This is a genomic window from Streptomyces sp. NPDC090119 (genome assembly GCF_044747085.1).
In the GTDB taxonomy this organism is placed as follows: Bacteria; Actinomycetota; Actinomycetes; order Streptomycetales; family Streptomycetaceae; genus Streptomyces.
The window spans coordinates 586,439-610,786 of the sequence record NZ_JBIVDK010000003.1 but is presented as its reverse complement, the minus strand read 5'-3'; the positions used below and the strand labels follow the sequence as shown (position 1 = coordinate 610,786).

Below are 24,348 nucleotides of genomic sequence, written 5' to 3'. Positions count from 1 at the left end.
GAGGTGGGCGTGTCAGCAGGGCGGACGCGGAACGCGCCGGTTCGGGGGTACTCGCTCACCTGTGACGCCCTCTGGACATATGCGCACTCGCATCGGATGATCAAATGAGTGCGGTCGGTACCGGATGAGCGGCACTCCCGATCGGGTTGCCGCCTGGCATCCGGGCCGCAGCCCCCAAGGGGCCGAGAAAATCCCTCACCCAGGGCAATGAACCCTCACTTAGGAGCGATCGTGGCGCGCGACAACGCGGCTCCCACCGTCATCCCGACCACCCATCAGGAACTGATCTCGTGGGTCGACGAGATCGCCGAACTGACCCAGCCGGACAACGTGGTCTGGTGTGACGGCTCCGAGGCCGAGTACGAGCGCCTGTGCGAGGAGCTCGTCGCCAAGGGCACCTTCACCCGCCTCGACCCCGTGAAGCGTCCGCACTCGTACCACGCGGCCTCCGACCCGACCGACGTCGCGCGGGTCGAGGACCGGACCTTCATCTGCTCGCGGGAGGAGGCCGACGCGGGCCCGACCAACCACTGGAAGGACCCTGCCGAGATGCGGGAGATCTTCCAGGGTTCCGGCGGCGAGGGTGGCCTGTTCCGGGGCTCGATGCGCGGCCGCACGATGTACGTCGTGCCCTTCTGCATGGGCCCGCTCGGCTCTCCGCTCTCCGCGCTCGGCGTGGAGATCACCGACTCCGCCTACGTCGCCGCCTCGATGCGCACCATGACCCGCATGGGCAGCGCCGTGCTGGAGGAGCTGGGCGCGGACGGCGAGTTCGTCAAGGCCGTGCACACCCTGGGCGTCCCGCTGGCGGCGGGCGAGCAGGACGTGCCGTGGCCCTGCAACTCCACCAAGTACATCTCGCACTTCCCCGAGTCCCGCGAGATCTGGTCCTACGGCTCCGGCTACGGCGGCAACGCGCTGCTGGGCAAGAAGTGCTACGCCCTGCGCATCGCCTCCGTCATGGCCCGCGACGAGGGCTGGCTGGCCGAGCACATGCTCATCCTCAAGCTCACCCCGCCGCACGGCGAGGCCAAGTACGTCGCCGCCGCCTTCCCCTCCGCCTGCGGCAAGACCAACCTCGCCATGCTGGAGCCCACCGTCTCCGGCTGGAGCGTGGAGACCATCGGCGACGACATCGCGTGGATGCGGTTCGGCGAGGACGGCCGGCTGTACGCGATCAACCCCGAGGCCGGGTTCTTCGGCGTCGCGCCCGGCACCGGTGAGCACACCAACGCCAACGCGATGAAGACCTTGTGGGGCAACGCGGTCTTCACCAACGTCGCCCTGACCGACGACGGCGACGTGTGGTGGGAGGGCATGACCGAGGAGCAGCCCGCGCACCTGACCGACTGGAAGGGCAACGACTGGACGCCCGCGTCGGACACCCCGGCCGCCCACCCCAACGCCCGCTTCACGGTCCCCGCCGACCAGTGCCCGATCATCGCGCCCGAGTGGGAGGACCCGCGCGGGGTGCCGATCTCCGCGATCCTCTTCGGCGGGCGCCGGGCCAGCGCGGTGCCGCTGGTCACCGAGTCCTTCGACTGGAACCACGGGGTGTTCCTGGGCGCCAACGTGGCCAGCGAGAAGACCGCCGCCGCCGAGGGCAAGGTCGGCGAGCTTCGCCGCGACCCCTTCGCCATGCTGCCGTTCTGCGGCTACAACATGGGCGACTACATGGCCCACTGGATCGACGTGGCCAAGGACAAGGACCCGGAGAAGCTGCCCCGGATCTACTACGTCAACTGGTTCCGCAAGGACGGCGAGGGCCGGTTCGTCTGGCCGGGCTTCGGCGAGAACAGCCGCGTCCTGAAGTGGATCGTGGACCGGCTGGACGGCCGCGCCGAGGGCGTCGAGACCCCGATCGGCGTGCTCCCGGCCAAGGGCTCCCTGGACACCGAGGGCCTGGACCTGACCGAGGCCGAGCTGGACTTCCTGCTCACCGTCGACAAGGAGGTCTGGCGCGAGGAGGCGTCCCTGGTGCCGGAGCACCTCAACACCTTCGGCGACCACACGCCCAAGGAGCTGTGGGACCAGTACCGGGCGCTGGTCGAGCGCCTCGGCTGAAGCCGGGTCAGCGGGCCGCGCTGAGTTCCCTCGGCGCGGCCAGGGCCGCCGTGTGGGCTTCCATCCGCTCGGCGGCCAGGATCGCGGCCGCCGTGTCCGCGCGGGAGGCGGCGACGACCAGGGCACGGCCCGCGAGGGTGTGCGCCCGGCGGTGCAGCGGCGCCGGATCGGCGGCCGCTCCCGGCACCGCCCGTACCGGCGCCTGTCCGCCGCGCAGCCGGGCCACCTCGGCGGAGAGCCGTTCGGCGGCCGGGTCCAGCTCGGGGTCGGCGGCCGGGCCGCGCAGCTCGTCCGTGACGGCGAGCAGGGCCGCGAGGTGCCCGGCCAGCTGGATGTCCAGCTCCTCGTCGCGGGAGCGGTGCGGGAAGTCCGAGGCCGCCGGGGTGCTGTGGACCGACTTGGAGCGGATCGGTTCATACATGGGACGGCCTCCTCAGCGCTGACAGGAAACCATCCTAGCTTGGATTCAGTCTAAAGTTGAGTCGGGTCGGCGCCTGGGTGGTCGCGGGAGGGTGACGCGTCGGTACGGGTGCCCGTCAGCTGGTGTTGCCGGTCGGCGTCCGTCGCGGGGTGGGCGGCGGTCATGGTCGGGTGGCGCGTGCGGCGACGTCGGCGGGGGCGGCGGCGATGACGTCGTCGAGCGCGGCGCGGGATGCCTTCAGGTCGGTGATGGCCTTGGTGATCCGCTTGCGCTCCTCGGCCAGGTCGGCGAGGAGGTCGGGGCAGGTCGGCACCAGGCGCTCGCCGTCATCGCGCAGGCACGGCAGGATCGTCGCGATGGAAGCGGTGTTCAGTCCGGCGGCGAGCAGGCTGCGGATGCGGCGCACGGTGTCCACGTCCGCCTCGATGTACTCGCGGTAGCCGCTGGGCCGCCGCTCGGGGCGGAGCAGGTTCTGCTCCTCGTAGTAGCGCAGCAGCCGTTCGTGCACTCCGGTCCTGCGGGACAGCTCGCCGATCCGCATGTCGCCTCCTCGTGGCCGCCTCGGGCGCGGGGCGCCGCTTGACTCTCACATCCATGTGAAAGTCTAGCTTCCCCGCATGAACAGGAACTCTGTCTCGCTCGCGGCCCTGTGTGCGAGCGTCTTCGTCGTCGGAACGTCGGAATACCTGGTCGCGGGCATGCTGCCCGAGGTCGGCGCGGATCTGCGGGTGCCGCAGAGCACGGCGGGGCAGGCGGTGACCGCCTACGCGCTCGGGGTGGTGGTCGGCGGGCCCGCGGTGACCCTGGCGACCGCGCGGTTGCCCCGCAAGCCCCTGGCGCTCGGGTTGATGCTGCTGTTCGCCGCGGGCAGCGCGCTCAGCGCCGTGGCCCCCTCCTTCACGATGTTGCTGGTCGGGCGGGTGATCTCCTCGCTCAGCCATGCCGCGTTCCTGGCGCTGGCGCTGGTGACGGCCACGAGAGTGGTGCCCGAGCACCGGACCGGTTCGGCGATCGCCGCCGTGGCCTCCGGATTCACCGTCGCCGCTCTGCTCGGGGTGCCGCTGGGCTCGCTCCTGGGGCATGCGGTCGGCTGGCGGGTCCCGTTCGCGGTGCTGACCGCGCTGGCCTTGGCCGCTGTCGCGCTGCTGGCGCTGGTGCTGCCCCCGCAGCGGGCGTCGTCCGCCGGTCTGCGCGACGAGCTGCGCGTGGTGCGCCGCAAGCCGGTGCTGCTGGCCGTCGCCACCACCGCGGTCGGCTTCTCCGGCGTCGCGGTCGTCTTCACCTACCTCGCGCCGCTGCTCATCCGCGTCGCGGGCTTCTCCCGGGCCGGCGTCTCCGCTCTGCTGTTCGCCTACGGGGTCGGCAGCTTTCTGGGCAACCTGGCCGCGGGCAAGCTGACCGACAGGTCCCTGTCCGCCACGGTGCGCGGGGTGTTCGGCGGCCTGACCGGCGTGCTGGTGGCGATGCCGTTCGCCGCCGCCTGGCGGCCCACCGCCGTGCTCGCGGTCCTGTTCCTGGGACTGCTGGCCACCGCCACCATCGCCCCGCTGCAGGGACTGATCCTGCGCCAGGCCGAATCCGCTCCGACCCTGGCCGTCGCGGTCAATGTCGGTGCCTTCAACCTCGGTGCCGCCGTCGGCTCCGCTCTCGGCGGGGTCATCGTCGCCGTCGGCGCGCTGCGCTGGACCGGGCTGGCCGGTGCCGTGCTCAGCCTCGGCGGTCTGGCCCTGACCTACCTGGTCCTGCCGCGCACCGGGCGGACGGCGCGGTCGTGCGCCTAGTGCTGGCCGTAGCCGTCCAGGAACGTTCCGATCCGGGTCACCGCGTCCGTCAGGTCGGCCACGTTGGGCAGGGTGACGACGCGGAAGTGGTCGGGTTCGGGCCAGTTGAAGCCGGTGCCCTGGACCACCATGATCTTCTCCTGGCGCAGCAGGTCCAGGACCAGTCGCCGGTCGTCCTTGACCTTGAAGACCTTCGGGTCCAGGCGCGGGAAGAGGTAGAGCGCGCCCTTGGGGCGTACGCAGCTCACGCCGGGGATCTTGGTGAGCAGCTCGTACGCCGTGTCCATCTGCTCCTTCAGACGGCCGCCCGGCAGCACGAGGTCATTGATCGTCTGGCGGCCGCTGAGCGCCGCGACCACGCCGTGCTGGCCCGGCATGTTGGCGCACAGCCGCATGTTGGCCAGGATCGTCAGGCCCTCCAGATAGGAGTCGGCGTGCGCGCGCGGGCCGGAGATCGCCATCCAGCCGACCCGGTACCCGGCCACCCGGTACGCCTTCGACATGCCGTTGAAGGTGAGGGTGAGCAGGTCGGGGGCGACCTTGGCGGTGGGGGTGTGGACGGCGCCGTCGTAGAGGATCTTGTCGTAGATCTCGTCGGAGCAGACCAGCAGGTTGTGGCGGCGGGCGAGGTCGGTCAGGCCCCTGAGCATCGCCTCGTCGTACACCGCGCCCGTGGGGTTGTTCGGGTTGATGATCACCAGGGCCTTGGTGCGGTCGGTGATCTTGCGCTCGATGTCGGCGAGGTCCGGCATCCAGTCGGCCTGCTCGTCGCACCGGTAGTGCACGGCGGTGCCGCCGGACAGCGAGACGGCCGCCGTCCACAGCGGGTAGTCCGGGGCGGGTACGAGGACCTCGTCGCCGTCGTCGAGCAGGGCCTGCATGGCCATCACGATCAGCTCGGAGACGCCGTTGCCGATGAAGAGGTGCTCGACGTCGGTCTCGATGCCGAGGGTCTGGTTGTGCATGACCACCGCGCGGCGGGCGGCCAGCAGGCCCTTGGCGTCGCCGTAGCCGTGGGCCGTGGAGACGTTGCGGAGGATGTCCTCCAGGATCTCCGGGGGGCACTCGAAGCCGAAGGCGGCCGGGTTGCCGGTGTTGAGCTTCAGGATGCGGTGACCGGCCGCCTCCAGACGCATCGCCTCCTCGAGAACCGGGCCCCGGATCTCGTAACAGACGTTGGCGAGCTTGGTCGACTGGATCACCTGCATGCCCGCGAGCTTACGGGCCGCCCGTGCCTGGTGGGCGGTGTTTTCCACCACGTGTTCCGGCACCGGTTCCGCCATGGTTCGCGGTGGTTTCTTCCGAGTACCCAACCCCATTGGCGCGCGCATGCGTTGACACCCCACGGGGAAGGGGCCCGTCGGGTCGGCACTCTTGTCCTCTCTCACCCCTCTCGTGACAATGTGCATGACAATTCACGAAGAGGGGACCCCCACATGAACAAGCCTCTCCTGGCCGCGCTCTCCGCCGTGGCGCTCGCCGGGTTCGGTGCGACCCCCGCGATGGCCGCGCCGCAGGCCAAGGCGGTGACCGTCGACTTCGCCGGGACCGTGTCGCTCAGCAACTGTTCCGGCTCCGTCGTCCGGCTGCCCAACTCGGCGGACAGCGACCCCGCGCTGGTGCTGAGCAACGGGCACTGCCTGGAGACGGGCTTCCCGCAGCCCGGCCAGGTCATCACCGGCCAGTCCTCCAGCCGTACCTTCGGCCTGCTGAACTCGGCGGGCACCAAGGTCGCCACGCTCCGCGCCAACCAGGTCGTCTACTCGACGATGACCGACACCGACGTCACCCTGTACCGGCTGACCACCAGCTACGCGGCGATCAAGAGCTCGTACGGGATCAACGCGCTTCCCCTGAGCGACACCCACCCGGTGGCCGGGAGCAGCATCAAGGTCGTCTCCGGGTACTGGAAGCGGATCTACGCCTGCAACGCGGACGGGTTCGTGTACCGGCTGAAGGAGGGCGGCTGGACCTGGAAGGACTCGCTGCGCTACACCGCCGCCTGCAACACCATCGGCGGCACCTCCGGCTCCCCGGTGATCGACACCGCCACCGGCAAGGTCGTCGCCGTCAACAACACGGGCAACGAGGACGGCCAGTCCTGCACCGAGAACAACCCGTGCGAGGTCGACCAGAACGGCAAGGTCACCGTCCGCCAGGGCATCAACTACGCCGAGCAGACCTACCAGATACCGGCCTGCTTCACGACCGGCAACAAGCTCAACCTGAGCGCGGCCGGCTGCACGCTCCCCAAGCCCTGACCGTCACACCGGGGTACGGCGCACCGAACGGCCCGCGAGCACGTCGGTGCGCCGCCCGTCCTCGATGACGAACCGTCCGTCCACCAGGACGTGCGGAATCCCGGTCGGCAGCGTCCTCGGCTCCGCGAAGGTGGAACCGGCGGCGACGGTGGCCGGGTCGAACAGCACCAGGTCCGCGCGGTACCCCTCGCGCACCAGGCCCCGGTCCGGCAGTCGCAGCCGGGCCGCGGGCCGCGAGGTCAGCCGGGCCACGCACTCCTCCAGTGACAGCACGCCCAGCTCGCGGACGTAGGTGCCGAGGTAGCGCGGGAAGGTGCCGTAGGCGCGCGGGTGCGGCTTGGTGCCCTGGAGGATGCCGTCCGAGCCGCCGGTGTGCGCGCGGTGCCGCATGATCGCGCGGACGTTGTCCTCGTGGCCGACGTGCTGCAGGATCGTGGTGCCGAGCCGGTCCTCGACCAGCAGGTGCCGGACGGTGGCCCACGGCTCCTCGCCGCGCATCGCCGCCGCCTCCTGCACCGTGCGGCCCACGTACCGCGCCAGCGCCGGGCTGGTCACGCCGGAGATCTCGATCGTCTCCCACTCCGCGGGTACGCCGTGGCAGCCGTCCGAGCCGGTGACCTCCAGATGGTGCCGGACGCGCTCGGCGGTCGCCGGGTCGGTCAGCCGGGTCAGGATCTGCGCCGGGCCGCCCTCGCTCGCCCAACTGGGCAGCAGGGCCGCGAGGGTGGTGGAGCCGGGGGTGTAGGGATACGTGTCCAGGGTGAGGTCGGCGCCCGCGTCCAGGGCCGCGTCGAGCAGGGCGAGCAGCTCGGGGGCGCGGCCCTCGTTGACGCCGAAGTTCATGGTGGCGTGGGCCAGGTGCAGCGGGCAGCCCGCCTCCCGGGTGAGGGCGACCATCTCGGCGTACGCCTCCAGGGCGCCCGCGCCGTAGGAGCGGTGGTGGGGGCAGTAGTAGCCGCCGTAGGAGGCCACCACCCGGCACAGCTCGGTCAGTTCGGCGTCGTTCGCGTACATGCCGGGGGTGTAGGTGAGGCCCGAGGAGAGGCCGACCGCGCCCTGTTCCAGGCCCTCCGCGACCAGTTGCCGCATCCGGTCCAGCTCGGCCGGGGTCGCCGGGCGGTCCTCCCAGCCGACGACCAGCGCGCGGACCGTGCCCTGCGGGATGAGGTAGGCCGCGTTGACCGCGATGCCCTGATCGAGCCGGCCCAGGTACTCGCCGACCGAGCGCCAGTCCAGGTCGAGGTCGTCGCCGTAGCCGTTCCAGCCGGTGATGGCGCGGCGGACCTCCTCCAGCGTGCGGTCGTCGACGGGGGCGTACGACAGGCCGTCCTGGCCCAGGACTTCGAGGGTGACGCCCTGGGCGGCCTTGGCGCTGTGGTCGGGGTCGCGCAGCAGGGCCAGGTCGGAGTGGGCGTGCATGTCGATGAAGCCGGGGGAGAGGACAAGCCCCTCCGCGTCCAGCTCGCGCCGGGCGCGCGGGCGCTGACAGCCCGCCGCCGCGGCCTCCTTGACGATGGAGACGATCCGGCCCTGATCGACCACCACGTCGGCGCGGTAGGCGGGCGCCCCGCTGCCGTCGACCACGTCCGCGTCCCGGACGACGAGTTCCTCCATGGCGCTGCCCTCCTAGAAGAACGTGCGGACGTACTGGACCACCGTGCCGTCCGCCTCGGCCACCGGGATGAGCTGCCACTTGTCGAAGCTGGTGCAGGGGTGGGACAGGCCGAAGCCGATCCAGTCGCCCACCATGACATCGGCCTCGGCTGTGGTGGCCAGCCACATGTGCTGGTCCGACAGGGCGGTCACGGTGACGCCGGTGGCGGGGCGTTCGACACCGTCCCGGCGGACGACCTGTGCCTCGGGCCTGTCCAGGTCGTAGGCGGCGTCCCGCTTGCCCGCGTTGACGAACGCCTGGCCGGGCTCGGGACGGGAGACCACCTGGGCCCACAGCCGGAACGCGGGCTCCAGCGCGCCCTCCTCGGGGACCCGGTTGAAGGGGGTGATGCGGCGGTAGTGGCCGTCGTCGTGGGAGACGTAGGCGCCCGAGCGGAGCAGCTTCAGCACCGGGCGGGACAGCTCGGGAACCTCGGCGAAGACCTCGGCCACCGTGTCGAACCAGGCGCTGCCGCCCGCGCTCACCACGATCTCGTCCGCCTTGTCGAAGAGGCCCTCGGCGTCCAGGGCGGCGGCGAGCGCGGTGAGGCGGCGCAGGTAGGCGGCGACCCGCTCGGGGTCGGCCTTCGGCACCTCGCCCTCGTAGCCCGCCACGCCGACCAGGCGAAGGGTGTCGGTGGCGGCCACGGCGGCGGCGACCTCCGCGCACTCCGCCTCGGTGCGGACACCGGTACGGGCGCCCTCACCGGCCGCCAGCTCCACCACCACGTCCAGCGGCCGGGCGGCGCCGGTCAGGGCCGCGTCCATCAACTCGACCCCGCGCACCGAGTCGACGTAGGTCACGAGCCGGAAGTCCGGGTCGGCGGCCAGCTCGGCGGCGATGCGGCGCAGGGCCGCCGCGTCCACCAGCTCGTTGGCGAGGAAGATCCGCTGGACGCCGAACTCCCGTGCCACCCACACCTGATGGGGCACCGCGACCGTGATGCCCCAGGCGCCGTGCTCGATCTGCCGGGCGAAGAGCTGGGGGGCCATGGAGGTCTTGCCGTGCGGGGCGAAGGCGAGGCCGTGCCGGTCGGCGTACGTCTCCATCAGCGCGAGGTTGTGCGCCAGACGCTCGGCGGACAGCGCCAGGACGGGCGTGGCGAAGCCCCCGGTGAACAGGTTGCGGCGCTCGGCGGCCAGCTCGCCCACGGTCAGCCCGGCGGCGTCCGGCGGAAGGCCCTTGAAACGGTGGTCGACCCGTTCCCCGGCGAGCCGCGCCAGGGCTTCGGAACCGGTCTCACGAGCCATACGAGCCTCCTGATCAGCATCGTTGCATTGCTTGCAACGTCCATTGCGCATGTCGCTCTGTGCTGTCTAACATCTCGGCCAACACGGGGTCAACGAAGTCGTCACCCCGGAGCACCCCCGGACCACATCCCCGGAGCACCGACGAGGAGCCGAGACCATCGTGACCGCCGACGGACCGTCCAGCGCCGCCCCCGACAGCGTGGATGTCGTGGACGTCGTCGCCCTGGGCGAGTCCATGGTCACCTTCCTCCCCGACCGTCCCGGCCGCCTCGCCGACGTGCCCGCCTTCCGACGCGGCATCGGCGGCGCGGAGTCCAACGTGGTCTGCGCGCTCGCCGCCGCCGGGCACTCCGCCCGCTGGGTCAGCCGGGTCGGCGCGGACGGCTTCGGGCAGCACCTGGTCGACCGGATCGGCTCCTACGGTGTCGACACCGGCGCGGTCCGGGTGGACCCGGCCCGCCCCACCGGGGTCTACTTCCGCACCGCCGCCGACCGGGCCACGGACGCCCACGAAGTCGCCTACTACCGCGCCGGATCGGCCGCCTCCGCGATGGACGCCGACAACACCGACCTCGCCGCGCTGGACGCCGGACGCGTGCTGCACCTGTCCGGGATCACCGCCGCGCTGTCGCCGGGGTGCCGGGAGCTGCTGCACACGCTGACCGCGCCGCGCGAGGGGCGCCCGCTGGTGTCCTTCGACGTCAACCACCGCCCCGGTCTGTGGCGCGAGGCCGACGACGCCCTGGTGCTGCTGGACCTGGCCCGGCGCGCCGACCTCGTGTTCGTCGGCACCGACGAGGCCGAGGACGCCTGGGGCACGCGGGGCGGGGTCGACGCGGTCCGGCGGCTGCTGCCCGAACCCCGGGTGCTGGTCGTCAAGGAGGGCCCGCTCGGCGCGACGGTCTTCGAGCGCACGGCCACGGGGGAGACCTCCGTACGCGTGCCCGCCCTCACCGTCGACGTGGTGGCCACCGTCGGCGCGGGCGACGCCTTCGCCGCGGGCTTCCTCTCCGCCACCCTGCGCGGGCTGCCCGTACGCGACCGGCTCCGGCACGGCCACCTCATGGCCGCCGCCGCACTCACCGTCCCCGGCGACCTCGCCGACCCGCCCGCCCGCGACCACGCCGACCGGCTGGCCGCCCTCGACGACGCGGCGTGGGGGAGACTGCGACTCGGCCCCGGCTGGACCGGCGCCGACCAGGTCACCGAGGGAACGAGCACCGCATGAGCCAGACCGTCGACCGCGCCCTGAGCATCCTCCCGCTGCTCGCGGAGGGCCCCGCCGACCTCGGCCAGGTCGCCGAGCGGCTCGGCGTGCACAAGTCCACCGCGCTGCGCCTGCTGCGCACCCTGCACGAACACGGCCTGGTCTACCGCCAGTCCGACCAGCGCTACCGGCTCGGCGCCCGGCTCTTCGCCCTCGCCCAGGAGGCGATGGAGAACCTCGACATCCGCGAGATCGCCCACCCGCACCTCGTGAAGCTCAACGAGGAGTGCGGGCACACCGTGCACCTCGCCGTGCACGAGGAGGGCGAGGTGCTCTACATCGACAAGGTGGACAGCCGCTACCCGGTGCGCATGTACTCGCGCGTCGGCAAGCCGGTCGCCATCACGGTCGCCGCCGTCGCCAAGCTGCTGCTCGCCGACCTGCCCGAGGCCGAGCGGCGGGCGCTGGCGGAGAAGCTCGAATACCCCCTGTACACGGCCCGTTCCACCCCCAACGCCAGTGCTTTCCTGCGCGAGTTGGAGAAGGTGCGCGAACAGGGCTGGGCCACCGACCTCGGTGGCCACGAGGAGTCCATCAACTGTGTCGCGGCCCCCGTCCGGGGCGCCGACGGCCGGGTGGTCGCCGCGATGTCGGTGTCCGCGCCGAACGTCGTCGTGACCGCCGACGAACTCCTCACCCTGCTCCCGCGGGTGCGCCGCACGGCGGACGCGATCAGCGGCGAGTACTCCGGAAGAACCCCAGTGAAGGACCCCACCGCATGACCGACAAGATCGCCCTCACCCCGAAGACCCACACGGTGCCGCCCGCGAAGTTCTCGCACGGCGTCCGCAAGGGCAACATCCTCCAGGTCGCCGGCCAGGTCGGCTTCCTGCCCGCCGAGGAGGGCAAGGCCCCCACCCCCGCCGGTCCCACCCTGCGCGAGCAGACCCTCCAGACCCTCGCCAACGTCAAGGCGATCCTGGAGGAGGGCGGCGCGAGCTGGGACGACGTGATGATGATCCGCGTCTACCTCACCGACGTGGACCACTTCGCAGAGATGAACGACATCTACAACACGTACTTCGGCGAGCAGGGCCTCACCCAGCCCCCGGCCGCCCGCACCACGGTCTACGTCGGCCTGCCCGCCGGGCTGCTCATCGAGATCGACGCGCTCGCCGTCCTCGGCTGACCGCCCCTCAAGGACCGCACCACCCGCACGACGCACACGGCACGGCATCCCCCTCGGGGTGCCGTGCCGCGCTCCACCCTGCCTGAAAGCCCGATGCACTTACCTCACTCACGCAGAGGACCGCCCTCTCATGTCCCTTCCGCTCGCCGCCGCACCCGCGCCCGCCGCGCCACCCCACACCGGAGGACTGCTCCTCCTGCTGGACGGCACCCCCGGCCTGCTCACCGTCGTCGGCATAGGCATCGCCCTGCTGCTCTTCCTGATCATCAAGGTCCGGCTCCAGCCGTTCGTCGCACTGCTCACGGTGTCCATAACCGTCGGCCTGCTCGCCGGTCTCTCGGTCACCGAACTCTTCGGCACCGTCCAGCGCTCCGACGCCGTCTCCACCATCGAGTCCGGCATGGGCGGCATCCTCGGCCACGTCGCCATCATCATCGGCCTGGGCACCATGCTCGGGGCGATCCTGGAGGTCAGCGGCGGCGCCGAGGTCCTCGCGGGGCGCCTGCTGCGGCTGTTCGGCGAGAAGCGGGCACCGCTCGCGATGGGCCTGACCGGTCTGATCTTCGGCATCCCGGTCTTCTTCGACGTCGGCATCTTCGTCCTGGCGCCGCTGGTCTACGCGGCCGCCAAGCGGGGCGGCAAGTCGATCCTGCTGTACTGCCTGCCGCTGCTCGCGGGCCTGTCCATGACGCACGCCTTCCTGCCCCCGCACCCCGGTCCGGTGGCCGCCGCCGGACTGCTGCACGTGCAGCTCGGCTGGGTCGTCCTCATGGGCGTCGTCTGCGGCATCCCGGCGGTGCTGGCCGCGTGGGCGTTCGCCGCGTGGGTCGGCCGGCGCATCTTCGTGCCCGTACCGCAGGACATGGTCGAGGCGGCGGAGGAGGCCCGTGAGGCGGTCCTCGCCGAGCAGCGCGCCTCGGGCGTGGAACCGGCCGAGAAGCCGGTCCCGCTGGGCACGGTCCTCGCCATCATTGGCACCCCGCTGATCCTGATCCTGGCCGCCACCTTCTCCTCGGTCGTCCTGGACCCGTCCACCGTGCGCTCGGTCATCGAGTTCTTCGGGCACCCCTTCGTCGCCCTCACCATCGCCCTGGTGCTCGCCTACTACCTGCTCGGCATCCGGCGCGGCTGGTCCCGCAAGTCCCTGGAGAACGTCTCCACCGCCTCCCTGAAGCCGGTCGGCAACATCCTGCTGGTGGTCGGCGCGGGCGGTGTCTTCGGCGCCGTCCTCAAGGCCAGCGGGGTCGCCCAGGCCCTGTCGGACACCTTCCACGGCGTCGGCCTGCCGGTGATCGTGCTGGCTTACCTGATCTCGCTCGTCCTGCGGGTCGCCCAGGGCTCGGCCACGGTCGCCATCGTGACGACGGCGGGCATCGTCGCCCCGCTGCTCGCCGAGGGCGATCACTCCCAGGCGTTCACCGCCCTGGTCATCATGGCCATCTCGGCCGGTTCCATCTTCGCCTCCCACGTCAACGACGGCGGGTTCTGGATGGTCGCCAAGTACTTCGGCATCACCGAACGCGACACCCTGAAGACCTGGACGGTCCTCGAATCGGTCCTCTCCGTCTCCGGGTTCGCGGTCGCGGCGGTAGTGAGTCTGTTCGTCTGACGGACAGGACGGGGGACTTACCGGCTGGATACAGGCGGGATTGGAGCGCCGGGTGGTTCCGGCACAGGGAAGTCGTCCATACTGCCGCCGTGGAGCAGCGCATAGGATCGAGCAGCCAGCCCCTGAAGGGCGAGCCCGTCACGGGTGCCGGGTTCGACCCGGCCTTCATCCCCGGTCTGACGGGCTCCGCCGCCCAGGGGGAACCGGAGGACGCCAAGCCGACGGCCGAAGCGGCCGACTCGGCCGAGGCGGAAGGGAGTTCGGCGCCCGCGGAATCCGTTCCGGAGGAGGCCGAGGCGGCCGACGCCGAAGTGGAGTCCGCCGAGGAGGAGCCCGCGGAAGAGGGGCCCGTCTTCGAGGCCGCCGACCGCCGGGCGCGCATAGTCGCGGACCGGCAGGGCGTACGGCTCAGCCTGGACGCCGAGGAGTGCGAGTTCACCTGGCCGGAGATCGCCGCCGTGGAGACGGAGACGGCCCGGTTCGGCAAGCGCTTCACCGTCACGGTGCACACCCCGGACCGCCGTTGGTACCCGATCGAGATCGAGGCGCCCTCCCGCTCGCGGTTCGCGGAGTGGGACGCCGGGATGGACGCGGTACTGGACGCGTACTTCGAGTCGGAATGAGCGACGGGCGGTGCCCCGGCCTCCCCTGAGGGAGACCGGGGCACCGCCCGTTTTCCGGTACCGCTACGCCATGCCGTGCACGTGCGGGCCGACCGCGCCGATCCAGGCGTTGCCCGCCGTCGCGTCCCAGTTGGTCGACCAGGTCATCGCGCCCCTGAGGTCCGGGTAGGTCCGGGACGGCTTGAAGGAGCCGCAGCCGGTGCCCTTGGCCAGGCAGTCCAGCGCGTTGTTCACCACGCCCGGCGCGACATAGCCGCTGCCCGCGCCCCGCGTGGAGGCCGGGACCCCGATGCCCACCTGCGAGGGCGCGAGCCCGCCCTCCAGCTGGATGCAGGCCAGCGCGGTCAGGAAGTCCACCGAGCCCTGGCTGTACACCTTGCCGTCGCAGCCCAGCATCGAACCGCTGTTGTAGTACTGCATGTTGACGACCGTGAGGATGTCCTTGATGTTCAGGGCCGTCTGGAAGTAGGAACCCGACGTCGACTGCATGTCGATCGTCTGCGGAGCCATCGTGATGATCAGCGACGAGCCCGCCTTGCCCGACAGCGAGCGCAGCGCCTGCGTCATGTAGGTCGGGTTGAGCCCGTTCTCCAGGTCGATGTCGACGCCGTCGAACCCGTAGGTCTGCATCAGCGAGTACACCGAGTTGGCGAAGTTGTTCGCCGAGGCGGTGTCGCTGACCGCGACCGTGCCGCGCTCGCCGCCGACGGAGACGATGACCTTCTTGCCCGCGGCCTGCTTGGCCTTGATGTCGGCCTTGAACTGGTCGACCGTGTAGCCGTTCAGGCCCGCCGAGTCCAGGCTGAAGCTCACCGCGCCCGGCGTGGAGGTGGCGTCCGCGAAGGCCACCGCGATGATGTCGTAGGCGGCGGGCACGTCGGAGATCTTCTGCACGGCCGCGCCGTTGTTGAAGTTCTGCCAGTACCCGGTCACCGCGTGCTTGGGCAGATCACCCTTGGGGACGGTACCGCCCGCGGTGGTGGTCGCGTTCACGGTGGCCGACTTCGCCGACTCACCGGCCGAGTTGGTCGCCGTGACCTGGAAGGAGTACGAGGTCGAGGCCGCGAGCCCGGTGACGGTGGCCGAGGTGCCGCTCACCGCGGTGACCTTGGTTCCGTTGCGGTACACGTTGTAGCCGGTCGCGCCGGACACCGTGTTCCAGGCCAGCGACACCGAGGACGAGGTGGTGCCGGACACCGCGAGGCCGCCGGGCGCTGCGGGCTTGGTCGGCGCCGGGTCACCGCCTCCGCCGCCGTCCGGGCCCTGTACCTGCACGTCGTCGGCGAAGTACGCGGCCTGCCCGTACCAGCCGTGGGTGTACACGGTGACCGAGGTGGTGGCGGAGCCCGTGGTGAACGTCGTCGAGAGCTGCTTCCAGGACGGGCTGTCCGGGGTCCAGGTCGAGACGTCCGTGGTGCCGGTGCCGGTCGCCCCGAGGTAGGCGTACCCGCCCTGCACCCAGGCGCTCAGCGTGTACGTGGAGTTGGGCTTGACCGCCACCGACTGCGTGCACTGGGCGTTGTCCTGCCCGGCCGGGGTGGCCTTCAGCGCGGCGGAGCCGCCGTGCACCGGGGACGAGACGGTCGTCCCGCTGCCCGCCGAGCAGGTCCAGTTGGACAGGCCCGACTCGAAGCCCGCGTTCCTGGCGTTGTTGACGTCCGCCGCCGAGGCGGGAGTGGCGGCCAGCCCCGCCACGGCGAGGGCGAGAGCGGCGGTCACCGACCAGGCACGGGCCCGGCCGCGCCCGCCACGCGCGGGCATGACAGATACGAGGTCCAACTGGAGCCTCCAGTGGGGGAGTTCGCGGAGGATTTCGCGGGGGAGGGGAATGCGCACCCGAGGTGCGCCCCTGGCGTACAAGTTGGTCCAGACCAATCCGGCTGTCAAGGGGTGGCGTCCGGATCGCTCGCGCCCGCCCGGTGTGAGGTGTCCTGTTTTGCCGGGAGTTGTGGCCGGAGAGTTCCCCACGAGCTACACAAACGCTGTTCTCCCGTGATCCAGGCGTGGATACAGTGCTCAGGTAGTCACGCAACGAAGTCGTCATGGCCCGAGGGGAACCGTGCCGGTGGGCCGGAGGGTGCGAAGAGCGGGGAGCTGCGCGTGCCAACTGCCATCGCCGTGACCAGTGCCGACCTGGCACTGCCGGCGCAGGACGAGCGGACCATGCCCGCCGTCGTGCTGCGCGATCTCGACCGGCGCCCGCTGGACCAGACCCTCACCGAAGTCCAGGGTGTGGTCGACCAGTTCGGCTATCTGGTCGTCCTGTGCTCCAAGGCCACCCCCGAGCCGGTACTGCGCCGACTGCACACCCTGCGCTCCCTGCTGGAGAGCGACCGTATCGCCGTGTTCCGGCCCGACCTGCCGCCGCTCGGCGTCGCGGTCCTCGCCCGGCAGTTACGGCAACTCGCCACCTGCGACCTCAGTCCCGGTGTGCTCGCCTGTGCCGGGCGCCTGCTCACCCACTACATCCACGCCGGTGCCGTACTCGGCTCGGTGGCCCGGCTCGACCACGTCCCCGTCGGCCTCAAGGCCCACGCCAAGTCCTGGGTTCCGGGAGCACAGTTCGCCGTCGTCGCGCATCCCGAGCCGCAGCTCGTCAAGGCCGTGCCCGGCGCCACCCTCAAGGGCCCCGAGTTCAGTACCTGGATGCTGCTCGCCAAGGGCCAGCTGCAGTCCGACTGGATCACCGGCTTCGCGAACGACTGGGGCGCGCACGGACTGCGCGAGACCCCGCTGCCCGCCGAGTCCCCCGCCTGGTGGGGCACCGGCCGGATGATCGAGTTCTGCGGCTATCTCGCCGACCTCTCGGTGCTCTACCAACTCGTCACCTCCGTACGGCAGTCCAGCTGCCACTGGTGCGGTCTCGACGTCATCGGCGACCGCTGTGTCTTCTGCTCCGCCTCCCCGCCCGAGCATCCGCCGCACGCCCTGCAGGGGCGCACCCCCGCCTGAACCGACCCGGACCACGCTCCCGTCCCGCCCGACCGATTCCCCCAATGAGGTTGCACGGTTCATGAACTCCCGTCAGCGCCGCGGCGTCATACTCCTGATCCTCTCCGTCCTGTGCGCCCTGGGCGCCTTCGCGGGCGTGCTCTCCGTCATCGGCGACGTGCGCTCCAAGGTCGGCCCCGAGGTCACCGCGTACCGGGTCAAGTCCGCGGTCCAGCCGTACACCGCGCTCGGCGCGGACCAGTTCGAGAAGATCCGGATGCCCAAACGGTGGCTGTCGGCCAACGCCGTCACCGACCTCGCCCAGCTGCGCGGCAAGATCGCCGTCACCACCCTGCGCGCGGGCTCCCTGCTCCAGACCGACATGGTCGTCGACCGGCCCGAACTGCAGGCGGGACAGCAGGAGGTCGCCATCATGGTGGACGCGGCCACCGGCGTCGCGGGCAAGATCACGCCGGGCGCGCGGGTCAACGTCTACGCCACCTTCGAGGGGAAGAAGGAAGGCGACCCCGACCAGTCGAAGATCATCGTCACCAATGCCCGGGTCCTCGACCTGGGGGAGATCCGGGCCCTGGAACCCGACCGGGACCGCGACCAGCAGCGGCAGCCCACCGACGCCGTCCCGATCACCTTCGCGCTGTCCGCCCTGGACGCCCAGCGCGTCACCTACGCCGAGTCCTTCGCCCAGCGGGTCCGGCTCGCCCTGGTCGCTCCCGGCGGCGAGTCGCAGATACCGGACCGCGAGCGCACCTACGAACTCGCGACGGACAAGTGAGAGGCGCCCCGCATGCCCACCAGGATTCTGCCGGCCGGCGCCGACCCGGACGCCGTACGCTCCCTCACCACCCTGCTCAGCCAGCTCCCGGACGCCGAACCGGTCCCCCCGGTCACCGACTCCACGCAGCTGATCGACACCCTGGCCCGGCTCGCCGCCGAGTCGGTCGACGAACTCCCCGAGGTCGTCGTCGTCCATGAACGCATCGGCCCCGTACCGGCGCTGGAGCTGATCCGGGACATAGCGCTGCGCTTCCCGGCCGTCGGCGTCATCCTCGTCACCACCGACGCGGGGCCCGCGCTGTTCGCCGCCGCGATGGACGCGGGCGCCCGCGGCCTGGTCGGGCTGCCGCTGGCGTACGAGGACCTCGCGCACCGGGTGCAGGCCGTGGCCCAGTGGTCCAGCGGGGTGCGCCGCCACCTCGGGCACGGCGGGGCCGACGTGCTCAGCGGCCCCGGCGGCACGGTGATCACCGTCAGCGGCGCCAAGGGCGGCACCGGCACCACCACGGTCGCGCTCCAACTCGCCCTCGCCGCACAGGCGTCGGGCCGGTCCACCGCGCTGGCCGACCTCGACCTCCAGACCGGCGACGTGGCCTCCTTCCTGGACATCCAGTTCCGTCGCTCGGTCGCCGACCTCGCCGCCATCGCCGACATCTCCCCGCGCGTCCTCGCCGACGCCGTCTACCGCCACGACACCGGCCTCGCCCTGCTCCTCGCGCCCGGCGAGGGCGAGCGCGGCGAGGAGGTCACCGACCGCGCCGTCCGCCAGATCATCCACGCCCTGCGCGCCCGCTACGAGGTCGTCGTCCTGGACTGCGGCGCCCAGCTCACCGGGGCCACCGCCGCCGCCGTGGAGGGCGCCGACACCGCGCTGCTGGTCACCACGCCCGACGTGGTCTCGGTACGCGCCGCCAAGCGGACCGTGCGGATGTGGGACCGGCTCCAGATCCGCAAGGCCGAGGAGACCACCGTCGTGGTCAACCGGTACACCCGGATCACCGAGATCCAGCCCGCGCTGATCCAGCGCATCACCGGCACCGCCCTGGCCCGCACCACCGTCCCCGCCGCCTTCAAGGAGCTGCAGGGCGTGGTGGACGCCGGACGCGTGCACGAACTCGACGCCCGCAGCACCGTACGCCAGGCCCTGTGGGCCCTCGCCGGGGAACTGGGCCTGGCCAAGGCGCCCGACGGCCCCGCCCACCGGGGCGGCCGACAGCGCGGCGGCGACCGGGGAGCCGTGGGCTTCCGGCGGCGGAAGGAGTAGGCATGAGGCGCCGCGGCAGGTTACGGAAAGACCGGGGGCAGGTGGCGATCGAGTTCCTCGGGATGACCCCGCTGATCGTGCTGACCCTGGTCCTGATGTGGCAGTGCGTGCTGGTCGGCTACGCCTTCACGCTGGCGGGGAACGCCGCCGACGAGGCCGTACGGGCGGGCACCGCCGCCCCGAGGGGGGCCCGCGACGGGGCCTGCTCCGATGCCGGGCTGAAGCACCTGTCCGAGGCGTGGCGGGGCGGCGCGTCGGTGAGCTGCGGCGGCACCGGCTTCGTCACCGCCGACGTCCGCCTCAAGGTGCCCGTCCTCTTCCCCGGCTTCGTCGACTTCCCGGTCACGGTGCCCGGCCACGCCGGTGCCGTGGAGGAGGTGAAGGACTGAGATGCGCCGCAGCCGAACGCGCCCCCATGACCGGGGCCAAGTAGCCATCGAATACCTGGGGTTCGTCCCCGTCCTGCTGATCGTCGGGCTCGCCGGAATCCAGATCGGCGCCGTCGCCTACGCCGCCGAGCAGGCCGGTACCGCCGCGCGGGCCGGGGCGCGCGCCGCCTCGCTGCAGCAGGGCGCGCAGGGCGCGTGCGCGAGCGCGGTCAGCGGCGGGCTCAGCGTGTCCTGCTCGGAGAGCGGCGGGGGCGCGGACTCGGTCACCGTCACCGCGACCGTCAAGATCCCCCAGGTCGTGCCCGGCTGGGGCCTGGGCGACGCCGTCAAGTCCGCCACCATGCCGCTCGACCACTGAGGAGGGCCGTCCCATGAGCCTGCGGGCACGCATCAACTCCCCCGAGGAGCAGGGCAGCCGGGGCGAGGACGGACACCTGGTCGCGTCCTACCGGGCCAAGCTGCTCCAGGAGATCGACCTCGCGGAGATGAGTTCGCTCGCCGCCGCCGAACGCCGGGCCCGGCTGGAACGCGTCCTCGGCCACATCATCAGCCGCGAGGGCCCGGTGCTCTCCACCGCCGAACGCGCCGGACTCATCCGCCGCGTGGTGGACGAGGCGCTCGGCCTCGGCATCCTGGAACCCCTCCTGGAGGACGCCTCCGTCACCGAGATCATGGTGAACGGGCCCGACTCGATCTTCGTCGAGCGCGGTGGCCGCGTCGAACGGCTGCCGCTCCGCTTCGCCTCCGCCGACCAGCTGATGCAGACCATCGAACGCATCGTCTCCACCGTCAACCGCCGCGTGGACGAGTCCAATCCGATGGTCGACGCCCGGCTGCCGTCCGGTGAGCGCGTCAACGTCATCATCCCGCCGCTCTCCCTCAGCGGCCCCGTCCTCACCATCCGCCGCTTCCCGCGCTCCTACACCCTCAAGGAGCTGATCGGCTTCGGCTCGCTCGACGACCACATGCTGCTGCTGCTCGCCGGTCTGGTGCAGGCCAAGTTCAACGTGATCGTCTCCGGCGCCACCGGCACCGGCAAGACCACCCTGCTCAACTCCCTGTCCGGACTGATCCCGGCGCACGAGCGCATCATCACCATCGAGGATTCCGCCGAACTCCAGCTCCAGCAGACCCACGTGGTACGGCTGGAGTCCCGGCCGCCCAACGTCGAGGGCAGCGGGCAGGTCACCATCCGCGACCTCGTGCGCAACTCCCTGCGCATGCGCCCCGACCGCATCGTGGTCGGCGAGGTCCGCGGCGGGGAGTCCCTGGACATGCTCCAGGCCATGTCCACCGGCCACGACGGCTCCCTCGCCACCGTGCACGCCAACAGCGCCGAGGACGCCCTCACCCGGCTCCAGACCCTCGCCTCCATGTCCGACGTCGAGGTGCCCTTCGCCGCACTGCACGACCAGATCAACAGCGCCGTCGACGTCCTGGTCCAGCTCACCCGGTTCGCCGACGGCGCCCGCCGCATCACCGAGGTCGCCCTGCTCGACAGCCACGGCGGCGAGCCGTACCGGCTGGCGACCGTCGCCCGCTTCGACGCCCGCCCCATGACCGCCGACGGCCAGGTCCACGGCGCCTTCCAGTACTTCCCGCTGCCCCGCCGCACCGCCGACCGCCTCTACATGGCCGGCCAGCCCGTGCCCCAGGCGTTCGGCGTCGCCCACACCGCGGACCAGCTCGCCGTCCGAGAAGCCAGGTAGGCCCATGGATCTGTCCACCCTCGCCCAGCTCACCACCGGCGTCACCCTGCTGACCTGCGTCCTCGCCGTCGCGGGCCTGCAGACCTACGCCTCCGGGCGGGCCCGGCGCGCCGCCCTGGAGGACCGGCTCGCACACGCCGACGAGGTGTCCGCGGGCGGCCGCAGGCGCCGCTTCCGCGGGCTGGACCGCAGACTGCGCCGCACCTCACTGGGCCGGGCGCTGGAACTCCGGCTCGCCGCCACCGGACTCGACCTCACCCCCGGTGAGTTCTTCGCCGGGATGCTCGCCGCGGTCGCCGCGCTCTGGCTCGTCGGCCAGGCCACCCTGGCCCCGTTCTTCGGCCCCATCGCCGGACTCCTCGGCATCTGGGCGGCCGTACAGTTCCTCAACTGGCAGCGCCAGAAACGCATCGAGCGCTTCATCAACCAACTCCCCGAACTCGCCCGCATCCTGGCCAACGCCACCCAGGCCGGACTCGCCCTGCGCACCGCCATCGGCATGGCCGCCGAGGAGCTGGAGGCCCCGGCCGGAGAGGAACTCTCACAGGTGTCCGACCAGTTGGCGATCGGCCACTCCATGGAGGACGCGCTCGGTGAACTCGCCGCCCGGCTGCCCTCCCGCGAACTCGTCGTCCTGGTGACCACCCTGGTGCTCTCCAACCGGGCGGGCGGCCAGGTCGTCTCCGCCCTGCGCAACCTCACCGAGACGCTGGAGGAGCGCAAGGAGACCCGGCGCGAGATCCGCACCCAGCTCTCCCAGGTCACCATGACCTCGTACGCCGTCCCCGCCCTCGGTGTCGGCGCGCTCTTCCTGATGAACGGCGTCAAGGACGGCGCCCTGGAACGCCTGACCGGCTCACCGGTCGGCCAGGGCTGCGTGATCATCGCCTTCGCCCTGTACGCGGTCGGGTTCGTCCTCATCCGCCGCATGAGCCGGATCGACGTGTGAGGGGATGACGGACCGGATGACACTCCTGCTCGCCCTGCTGGCGGCCCTCGGCGTCTGGGGCGCCTTCGCGGGCGTCCGCATGTACCGCGCCGAGACCAAGCTGCCCGGCGACCTCGCCGTCGCGCTGGAGATCGGCGCCACCCGCACCGGCGCGGTCGGCTCCGTCATCGACCGCATGGGCATGCGGTACGCGCCCCTCGTGCTGCGCCTCATGGGCCCCGGCCTGGTCACCCGCTACCGCCGCCGCATCGACCTCGCGGGCAACCCCGGCGGCCTCACCATCGACCGCTACGCCGCCCGCCGCGCGGTCTACGGCGCGCTCGGCACCCTCGGCTTCCTGGTCTTCCTGCTGCGCGGCCAGTGGTTCGTCGCCCTGCTGCTGCTCGCCTTCGGCGCCTTCTGGACCGAGGTCGGCATCTGGTCCGCGATCCGGGTCCGCCGGGACGTCATCGAACGGACCCTGCCGGACTTCCTCGACGTCCTCGCCGTCGTCGTCAGCGCCGGCCTCGGCTTCCGCCAGGCCCTCGACCGCGTCTCCACCCACTACGAGGGTCCCTGGGCCGACGAACTCCGCATCACCCTGCGGCAGATGGACCTCGGCATGACCCGCCGCCAGGCCTTCACCGAACTCCGCCGCCGCAACGACTCCGAACAGGTCGCCATGTTCGTCACCGCCCTCCAGCAGGGCGAGGAACTCGGCGCCCCCATCGTCGACACCCTCGTCTCCCTGGCCAAGGACATGCGCCGCACCGACGCCCAGAACGCCCGCCGCAAGGCCGCCCGCGCGGTCCCCAAGGCCACGCTGATGATCACCACGTTCATGGTCCCGGCCACGATGCTGCTCCTGGGAGCGGGGCTGCTGCTGGGGTCGGGGGTGGACTTCGGGTCGTTGGCGGGGGAGTGAGGGGGAATGAGTACGGGGGGAGGTCGGGTCATGACACGGAGGCCGGGGGTGCGGGTGTCCGACGCGCGTGCGTCCGGCTCGCGGCTGCCGGGCGCGGAGGGGGCACCGGTCGCCGCTCCCGCCCTCCCCGCGCCCTCCGAGGGGCTCCAGGTCCGGGCGCTGCAAGCCGTGGGACGGCAGGTGTTCGGGTTCCGGCTGGCGATGATCGTACTGGCGGCTCCGGCGGCGTTGCTCAACGCGGCGCCCGGACTCGGGGCCCGGCTGGTCGGCGCCGCCGTCGTCGTCACGTTCATGGTGTCGTACGTGCTCTTCCGCGACTGGGGACGCTTCGGGCCCCTCCTGCTACGCCACCCCAGCCTCCTCGCCGCCGACACCCTCTTCGGCTCGCTCCTCCTCGTCTCCGCCGGGCCGGACACCACCCTCGCCTACGTCAGCGTCTGCACCCCCCTGCTGGCCGGGCTCCTCTACGGCTGGCGGGGTGCCGCCTGCTTCGCCTCGCTCCAGTCGCTGATCCTGCTCCTCGTCCACGCCACCCTGGACGCCGGACGCCACACCGGGCTCGCCGAGACCCTGCTGCTGCCCGGCCTGTGCGTCATCACCGGCGCCATGGGCTCCACCCTGCGCAACCTGATGCTCCGGCTCGGCACCGCCACCCACGCCCTGACGGCCGTACGGGCCCGGCTGGCCGCCGCGGAGGCCGTACAGAGCGAACGAGCCCGCCTCGCCCGCGAGATGCACGACTCCCTCGCCAAGACCCTGCACGGCGTCGCCCTCGCCTCCGACGCCCTCGCGACCACCGCCTCGGCCGCCACCCCCGACCCCGCCCGGCTGCGCCAGGAGGCGGAACTGGTCGCCCGCTCGGCCCGCCGGGCGGCGGCGGAGTCCCGCGAACTCCTCACCGACCTCCGCGAGGAGTCGCCGCCCGCCCCCCTGTGGCCGCAACTCAACCTCCAGGCCGCCGACTTCACGGCCCGCACCGGCCTCCCCGTCACCTGCCACCTCGCCGGCGACCCGGTCCCGCCCCTCCCCCCACCCACCACCCGCGCCCTGCTCGCCCTCACCGCCGAAGCCCTGGACAACGCCCACCGCCACGCGAACGCCACGCGGGTCGACGTGACCGCGGGCGTCCAGAACGGCACCCTCTCCCTCTCGGTCCACGACGACGGCAAGGGCCTCCTGGCGGGCCTCACCCTCCAGACCCTGCGCGAAGAAGGCCACTTCGGGCTCCTCGGCATGGTGGAGCGAGCGGCGTCCGCCGGGGCGCGTATCCGCATCGGCCGGGGCGACCACGCCTCCGGCACCGAGATCGGCGTCGAACTCCCCCTGCCCGCCTGAGCCCAGCCCACGA

General features: G+C 71.9%; 23 protein-coding genes. 17 read left to right on the top strand and 6 right to left on the bottom strand.

Going from position 1 to position 24,348, the window contains the following annotated elements; translation table 11 throughout:
• The first annotated feature begins 231 nt into the window (after window positions 1-231).
• Window positions 232-2,064 (top strand): phosphoenolpyruvate carboxykinase (GTP), encoded by a 1,833-nt coding sequence (locus tag ACIPPM_RS15500; protein WP_401447628.1) that lies wholly within the window; start codon window positions 232-234, stop codon window positions 2,062-2,064.
• Between the two features lie 7 nt (window positions 2,065-2,071).
• Here the strand turns inward: ACIPPM_RS15500 and ACIPPM_RS15495 are convergent, their stop codons facing one another.
• Window positions 2,072-2,485: a hypothetical protein gene (locus ACIPPM_RS15495; RefSeq protein WP_393595538.1), complete on the bottom strand. Its 414-nt coding sequence runs from the start codon at window positions 2,483-2,485 to the stop codon at window positions 2,072-2,074.
• A 160-nt stretch (window positions 2,486-2,645) separates the two neighbouring features.
• Entirely contained in the window at window positions 2,646-3,026 is a 381-nt protein-coding gene (locus ACIPPM_RS15490) for a MerR family transcriptional regulator (RefSeq protein WP_401447625.1), read from the bottom strand.
• 76 nt (window positions 3,027-3,102) lie between these two features.
• Between ACIPPM_RS15490 and ACIPPM_RS15485 the strand changes: the two genes are divergently transcribed.
• Window positions 3,103-4,266, top strand: a complete 1,164-nt coding sequence (locus ACIPPM_RS15485) for an MFS transporter (protein ID WP_401447622.1) — start codon at window positions 3,103-3,105, stop codon at window positions 4,264-4,266.
• On the opposite strand, the gene ACIPPM_RS15480 is transcribed toward ACIPPM_RS15485, so the two are convergent.
• Window positions 4,263-5,474 carry a pyridoxal phosphate-dependent aminotransferase gene (locus tag ACIPPM_RS15480; protein ID WP_401448491.1) on the bottom strand — a complete coding sequence of 404 codons (1,212 nt, stop codon included), beginning with the start codon at window positions 5,472-5,474 and terminating at the stop codon, window positions 4,263-4,265. The two genes, ACIPPM_RS15485 and ACIPPM_RS15480, sit on opposite strands and share 4 nt — an antisense overlap.
• A 228-nt stretch (window positions 5,475-5,702) precedes the next feature.
• Here ACIPPM_RS15480 and ACIPPM_RS15475 point away from each other — a divergent pair, with 228 nt between their 5' ends.
• Window positions 5,703-6,527, top strand: a complete 825-nt coding sequence (locus ACIPPM_RS15475) for a trypsin-like serine peptidase (RefSeq protein ID WP_401447620.1) — start codon at window positions 5,703-5,705, stop codon at window positions 6,525-6,527.
• A 3-nt stretch (window positions 6,528-6,530) separates the two neighbouring features.
• Here the strand turns inward: ACIPPM_RS15475 and ACIPPM_RS15470 are convergent, their stop codons facing one another.
• Window positions 6,531-8,141: an amidohydrolase family protein gene (locus tag ACIPPM_RS15470; protein WP_401447617.1), complete on the bottom strand. Its 1,611-nt coding sequence runs from the start codon at window positions 8,139-8,141 to the stop codon at window positions 6,531-6,533.
• 12 nt (window positions 8,142-8,153) lie between these two features.
• On the bottom strand, window positions 8,154-9,431 hold the full coding sequence (locus tag ACIPPM_RS15465; RefSeq protein ID WP_401447614.1) for an alanine racemase: 1,278 nt from the start codon (window positions 9,429-9,431) through the stop codon (window positions 8,154-8,156).
• A 160-nt stretch (window positions 9,432-9,591) separates the two neighbouring features.
• Between ACIPPM_RS15465 and ACIPPM_RS15460 the strand changes: the two genes are divergently transcribed.
• The 5 genes from ACIPPM_RS15460 (at window position 9,592) to ACIPPM_RS15440 (ending at window position 14,059) form a co-directional block, all read left to right on the top strand.
• Complete coding sequence (locus ACIPPM_RS15460; protein WP_401447611.1) at window positions 9,592-10,659, top strand: sugar kinase; 1,068 nt, start codon at window positions 9,592-9,594, stop codon at window positions 10,657-10,659.
• Window positions 10,656-11,420, top strand: a complete 765-nt coding sequence (locus ACIPPM_RS15455; protein WP_401447608.1) for an IclR family transcriptional regulator — start codon at window positions 10,656-10,658, stop codon at window positions 11,418-11,420. Before ACIPPM_RS15460 ends, ACIPPM_RS15455 begins: the two co-directional genes overlap by 4 nt.
• The gene (locus tag ACIPPM_RS15450) at window positions 11,417-11,827 is read left to right on the top strand and encodes a RidA family protein (RefSeq protein ID WP_030806913.1); all 411 of its coding nucleotides are present in this window, start codon (window positions 11,417-11,419) and stop codon (window positions 11,825-11,827) included. Before ACIPPM_RS15455 ends, ACIPPM_RS15450 begins: the two co-directional genes overlap by 4 nt.
• Before the next feature lie 130 nt (window positions 11,828-11,957).
• A complete protein-coding gene (locus tag ACIPPM_RS15445) occupies window positions 11,958-13,436 on the top strand; it encodes a GntP family permease (protein ID WP_401447605.1) in 1,479 nt (492 codons plus the stop codon).
• A gap of 89 nt (window positions 13,437-13,525) precedes the next feature.
• Window positions 13,526-14,059, top strand: a complete 534-nt coding sequence (locus ACIPPM_RS15440) for a hypothetical protein (protein ID WP_401447602.1) — start codon at window positions 13,526-13,528, stop codon at window positions 14,057-14,059.
• A gap of 63 nt (window positions 14,060-14,122) precedes the next feature.
• Here the strand turns inward: ACIPPM_RS15440 and ACIPPM_RS15435 are convergent, their stop codons facing one another.
• Window positions 14,123-15,820, bottom strand: coding sequence for a chitinase (locus ACIPPM_RS15435; RefSeq protein WP_401448489.1), 1,698 nt, complete (start codon window positions 15,818-15,820; stop codon window positions 14,123-14,125).
• 357 nt (window positions 15,821-16,177) lie between these two features.
• Between ACIPPM_RS15435 and ACIPPM_RS15430 the strand changes: the two genes are divergently transcribed.
• The 9 genes from ACIPPM_RS15430 (at window position 16,178) to ACIPPM_RS15390 (ending at window position 24,335) form a co-directional block, all read left to right on the top strand.
• Entirely contained in the window at window positions 16,178-17,011 is an 834-nt protein-coding gene (locus ACIPPM_RS15430; protein ID WP_401448487.1) for a hypothetical protein, read from the top strand.
• A gap of 61 nt (window positions 17,012-17,072) precedes the next feature.
• Window positions 17,073-17,783, top strand: coding sequence for a Flp pilus assembly protein CpaB (gene cpaB / locus ACIPPM_RS15425; protein WP_401447599.1), 711 nt, complete (start codon window positions 17,073-17,075; stop codon window positions 17,781-17,783).
• 12 nt (window positions 17,784-17,795) lie between these two features.
• On the top strand, window positions 17,796-19,049 hold the full coding sequence (locus tag ACIPPM_RS15420) for a CpaE family protein (protein WP_401447596.1): 1,254 nt from the start codon (window positions 17,796-17,798) through the stop codon (window positions 19,047-19,049).
• Between the two features lie 2 nt (window positions 19,050-19,051).
• Window positions 19,052-19,438 (top strand): TadE family protein, encoded by a 387-nt coding sequence (locus ACIPPM_RS15415; RefSeq protein WP_401447593.1) that lies wholly within the window; start codon window positions 19,052-19,054, stop codon window positions 19,436-19,438.
• A 1-nt stretch (window position 19,439) separates the two neighbouring features.
• Window positions 19,440-19,796, top strand: coding sequence for a TadE/TadG family type IV pilus assembly protein (locus ACIPPM_RS15410; RefSeq protein ID WP_393595515.1), 357 nt, complete (start codon window positions 19,440-19,442; stop codon window positions 19,794-19,796).
• Window positions 19,797-19,809: 13 nt separating this feature from the next.
• Complete coding sequence (locus ACIPPM_RS15405) at window positions 19,810-21,147, top strand: CpaF family protein (protein ID WP_388996180.1); 1,338 nt, start codon at window positions 19,810-19,812, stop codon at window positions 21,145-21,147.
• 4 nt (window positions 21,148-21,151) lie between these two features.
• Window positions 21,152-22,096, top strand: a complete 945-nt coding sequence (locus tag ACIPPM_RS15400; RefSeq protein ID WP_401447589.1) for a type II secretion system F family protein — start codon at window positions 21,152-21,154, stop codon at window positions 22,094-22,096.
• Between the two features lie 16 nt (window positions 22,097-22,112).
• Entirely contained in the window at window positions 22,113-23,000 is an 888-nt protein-coding gene (locus tag ACIPPM_RS15395) for a DUF5936 domain-containing protein (RefSeq protein WP_393605139.1), read from the top strand.
• Between the two features lie 6 nt (window positions 23,001-23,006).
• Window positions 23,007-24,335, top strand: a complete 1,329-nt coding sequence (locus ACIPPM_RS15390; RefSeq protein WP_401447586.1) for a sensor histidine kinase — start codon at window positions 23,007-23,009, stop codon at window positions 24,333-24,335.
• The last annotated feature ends 13 nt before the right edge of the window (window positions 24,336-24,348 follow it).

Bases quoted from the DNA above. Each gene is read 5' to 3' on its own strand.
- ACIPPM_RS15495 (WP_393595538.1), bottom strand. From the start codon at position 2,485: ATGTATGAACCGATCCGCTCCAAGTCGGTCCACAGCACCCCGGCGGCC.
- ACIPPM_RS15490 (WP_401447625.1), bottom strand. From the start codon at position 3,026: ATGCGGATCGGCGAGCTGTCCCGCAGGACCGGAGTGCACGAACGGCTG.
- ACIPPM_RS15485 (WP_401447622.1), top strand. From the start codon at position 3,103: ATGAACAGGAACTCTGTCTCGCTCGCGGCCCTGTGTGCGAGCGTCTTC.
- ACIPPM_RS15480 (WP_401448491.1), bottom strand. From the start codon at position 5,474: ATGCAGGTGATCCAGTCGACCAAGCTCGCCAACGTCTGTTACGAGATC.
- ACIPPM_RS15475 (WP_401447620.1), top strand. From the start codon at position 5,703: ATGAACAAGCCTCTCCTGGCCGCGCTCTCCGCCGTGGCGCTCGCCGGG.
- ACIPPM_RS15470 (WP_401447617.1), bottom strand. From the start codon at position 8,141: ATGGAGGAACTCGTCGTCCGGGACGCGGACGTGGTCGACGGCAGCGGG.
- ACIPPM_RS15465 (WP_401447614.1), bottom strand. From the start codon at position 9,431: ATGGCTCGTGAGACCGGTTCCGAAGCCCTGGCGCGGCTCGCCGGGGAA.
- ACIPPM_RS15455 (WP_401447608.1), top strand. From the start codon at position 10,656: ATGAGCCAGACCGTCGACCGCGCCCTGAGCATCCTCCCGCTGCTCGCG.
- ACIPPM_RS15450 (WP_030806913.1), top strand. From the start codon at position 11,417: ATGACCGACAAGATCGCCCTCACCCCGAAGACCCACACGGTGCCGCCC.
- ACIPPM_RS15445 (WP_401447605.1), top strand. From the start codon at position 11,958: ATGTCCCTTCCGCTCGCCGCCGCACCCGCGCCCGCCGCGCCACCCCAC.
- ACIPPM_RS15435 (WP_401448489.1), bottom strand. From the start codon at position 15,820: ATGCCCGCGCGTGGCGGGCGCGGCCGGGCCCGTGCCTGGTCGGTGACC.
- cpaB (WP_401447599.1), top strand. From the start codon at position 17,073: ATGAACTCCCGTCAGCGCCGCGGCGTCATACTCCTGATCCTCTCCGTC.
- ACIPPM_RS15420 (WP_401447596.1), top strand. From the start codon at position 17,796: ATGCCCACCAGGATTCTGCCGGCCGGCGCCGACCCGGACGCCGTACGC.
- ACIPPM_RS15415 (WP_401447593.1), top strand. From the start codon at position 19,052: ATGAGGCGCCGCGGCAGGTTACGGAAAGACCGGGGGCAGGTGGCGATC.
- ACIPPM_RS15410 (WP_393595515.1), top strand. From the start codon at position 19,440: ATGCGCCGCAGCCGAACGCGCCCCCATGACCGGGGCCAAGTAGCCATC.
- ACIPPM_RS15405 (WP_388996180.1), top strand. From the start codon at position 19,810: ATGAGCCTGCGGGCACGCATCAACTCCCCCGAGGAGCAGGGCAGCCGG.
- ACIPPM_RS15400 (WP_401447589.1), top strand. From the start codon at position 21,152: ATGGATCTGTCCACCCTCGCCCAGCTCACCACCGGCGTCACCCTGCTG.
- ACIPPM_RS15395 (WP_393605139.1), top strand. From the start codon at position 22,113: ATGACACTCCTGCTCGCCCTGCTGGCGGCCCTCGGCGTCTGGGGCGCC.
- ACIPPM_RS15390 (WP_401447586.1), top strand. From the start codon at position 23,007: ATGAGTACGGGGGGAGGTCGGGTCATGACACGGAGGCCGGGGGTGCGG.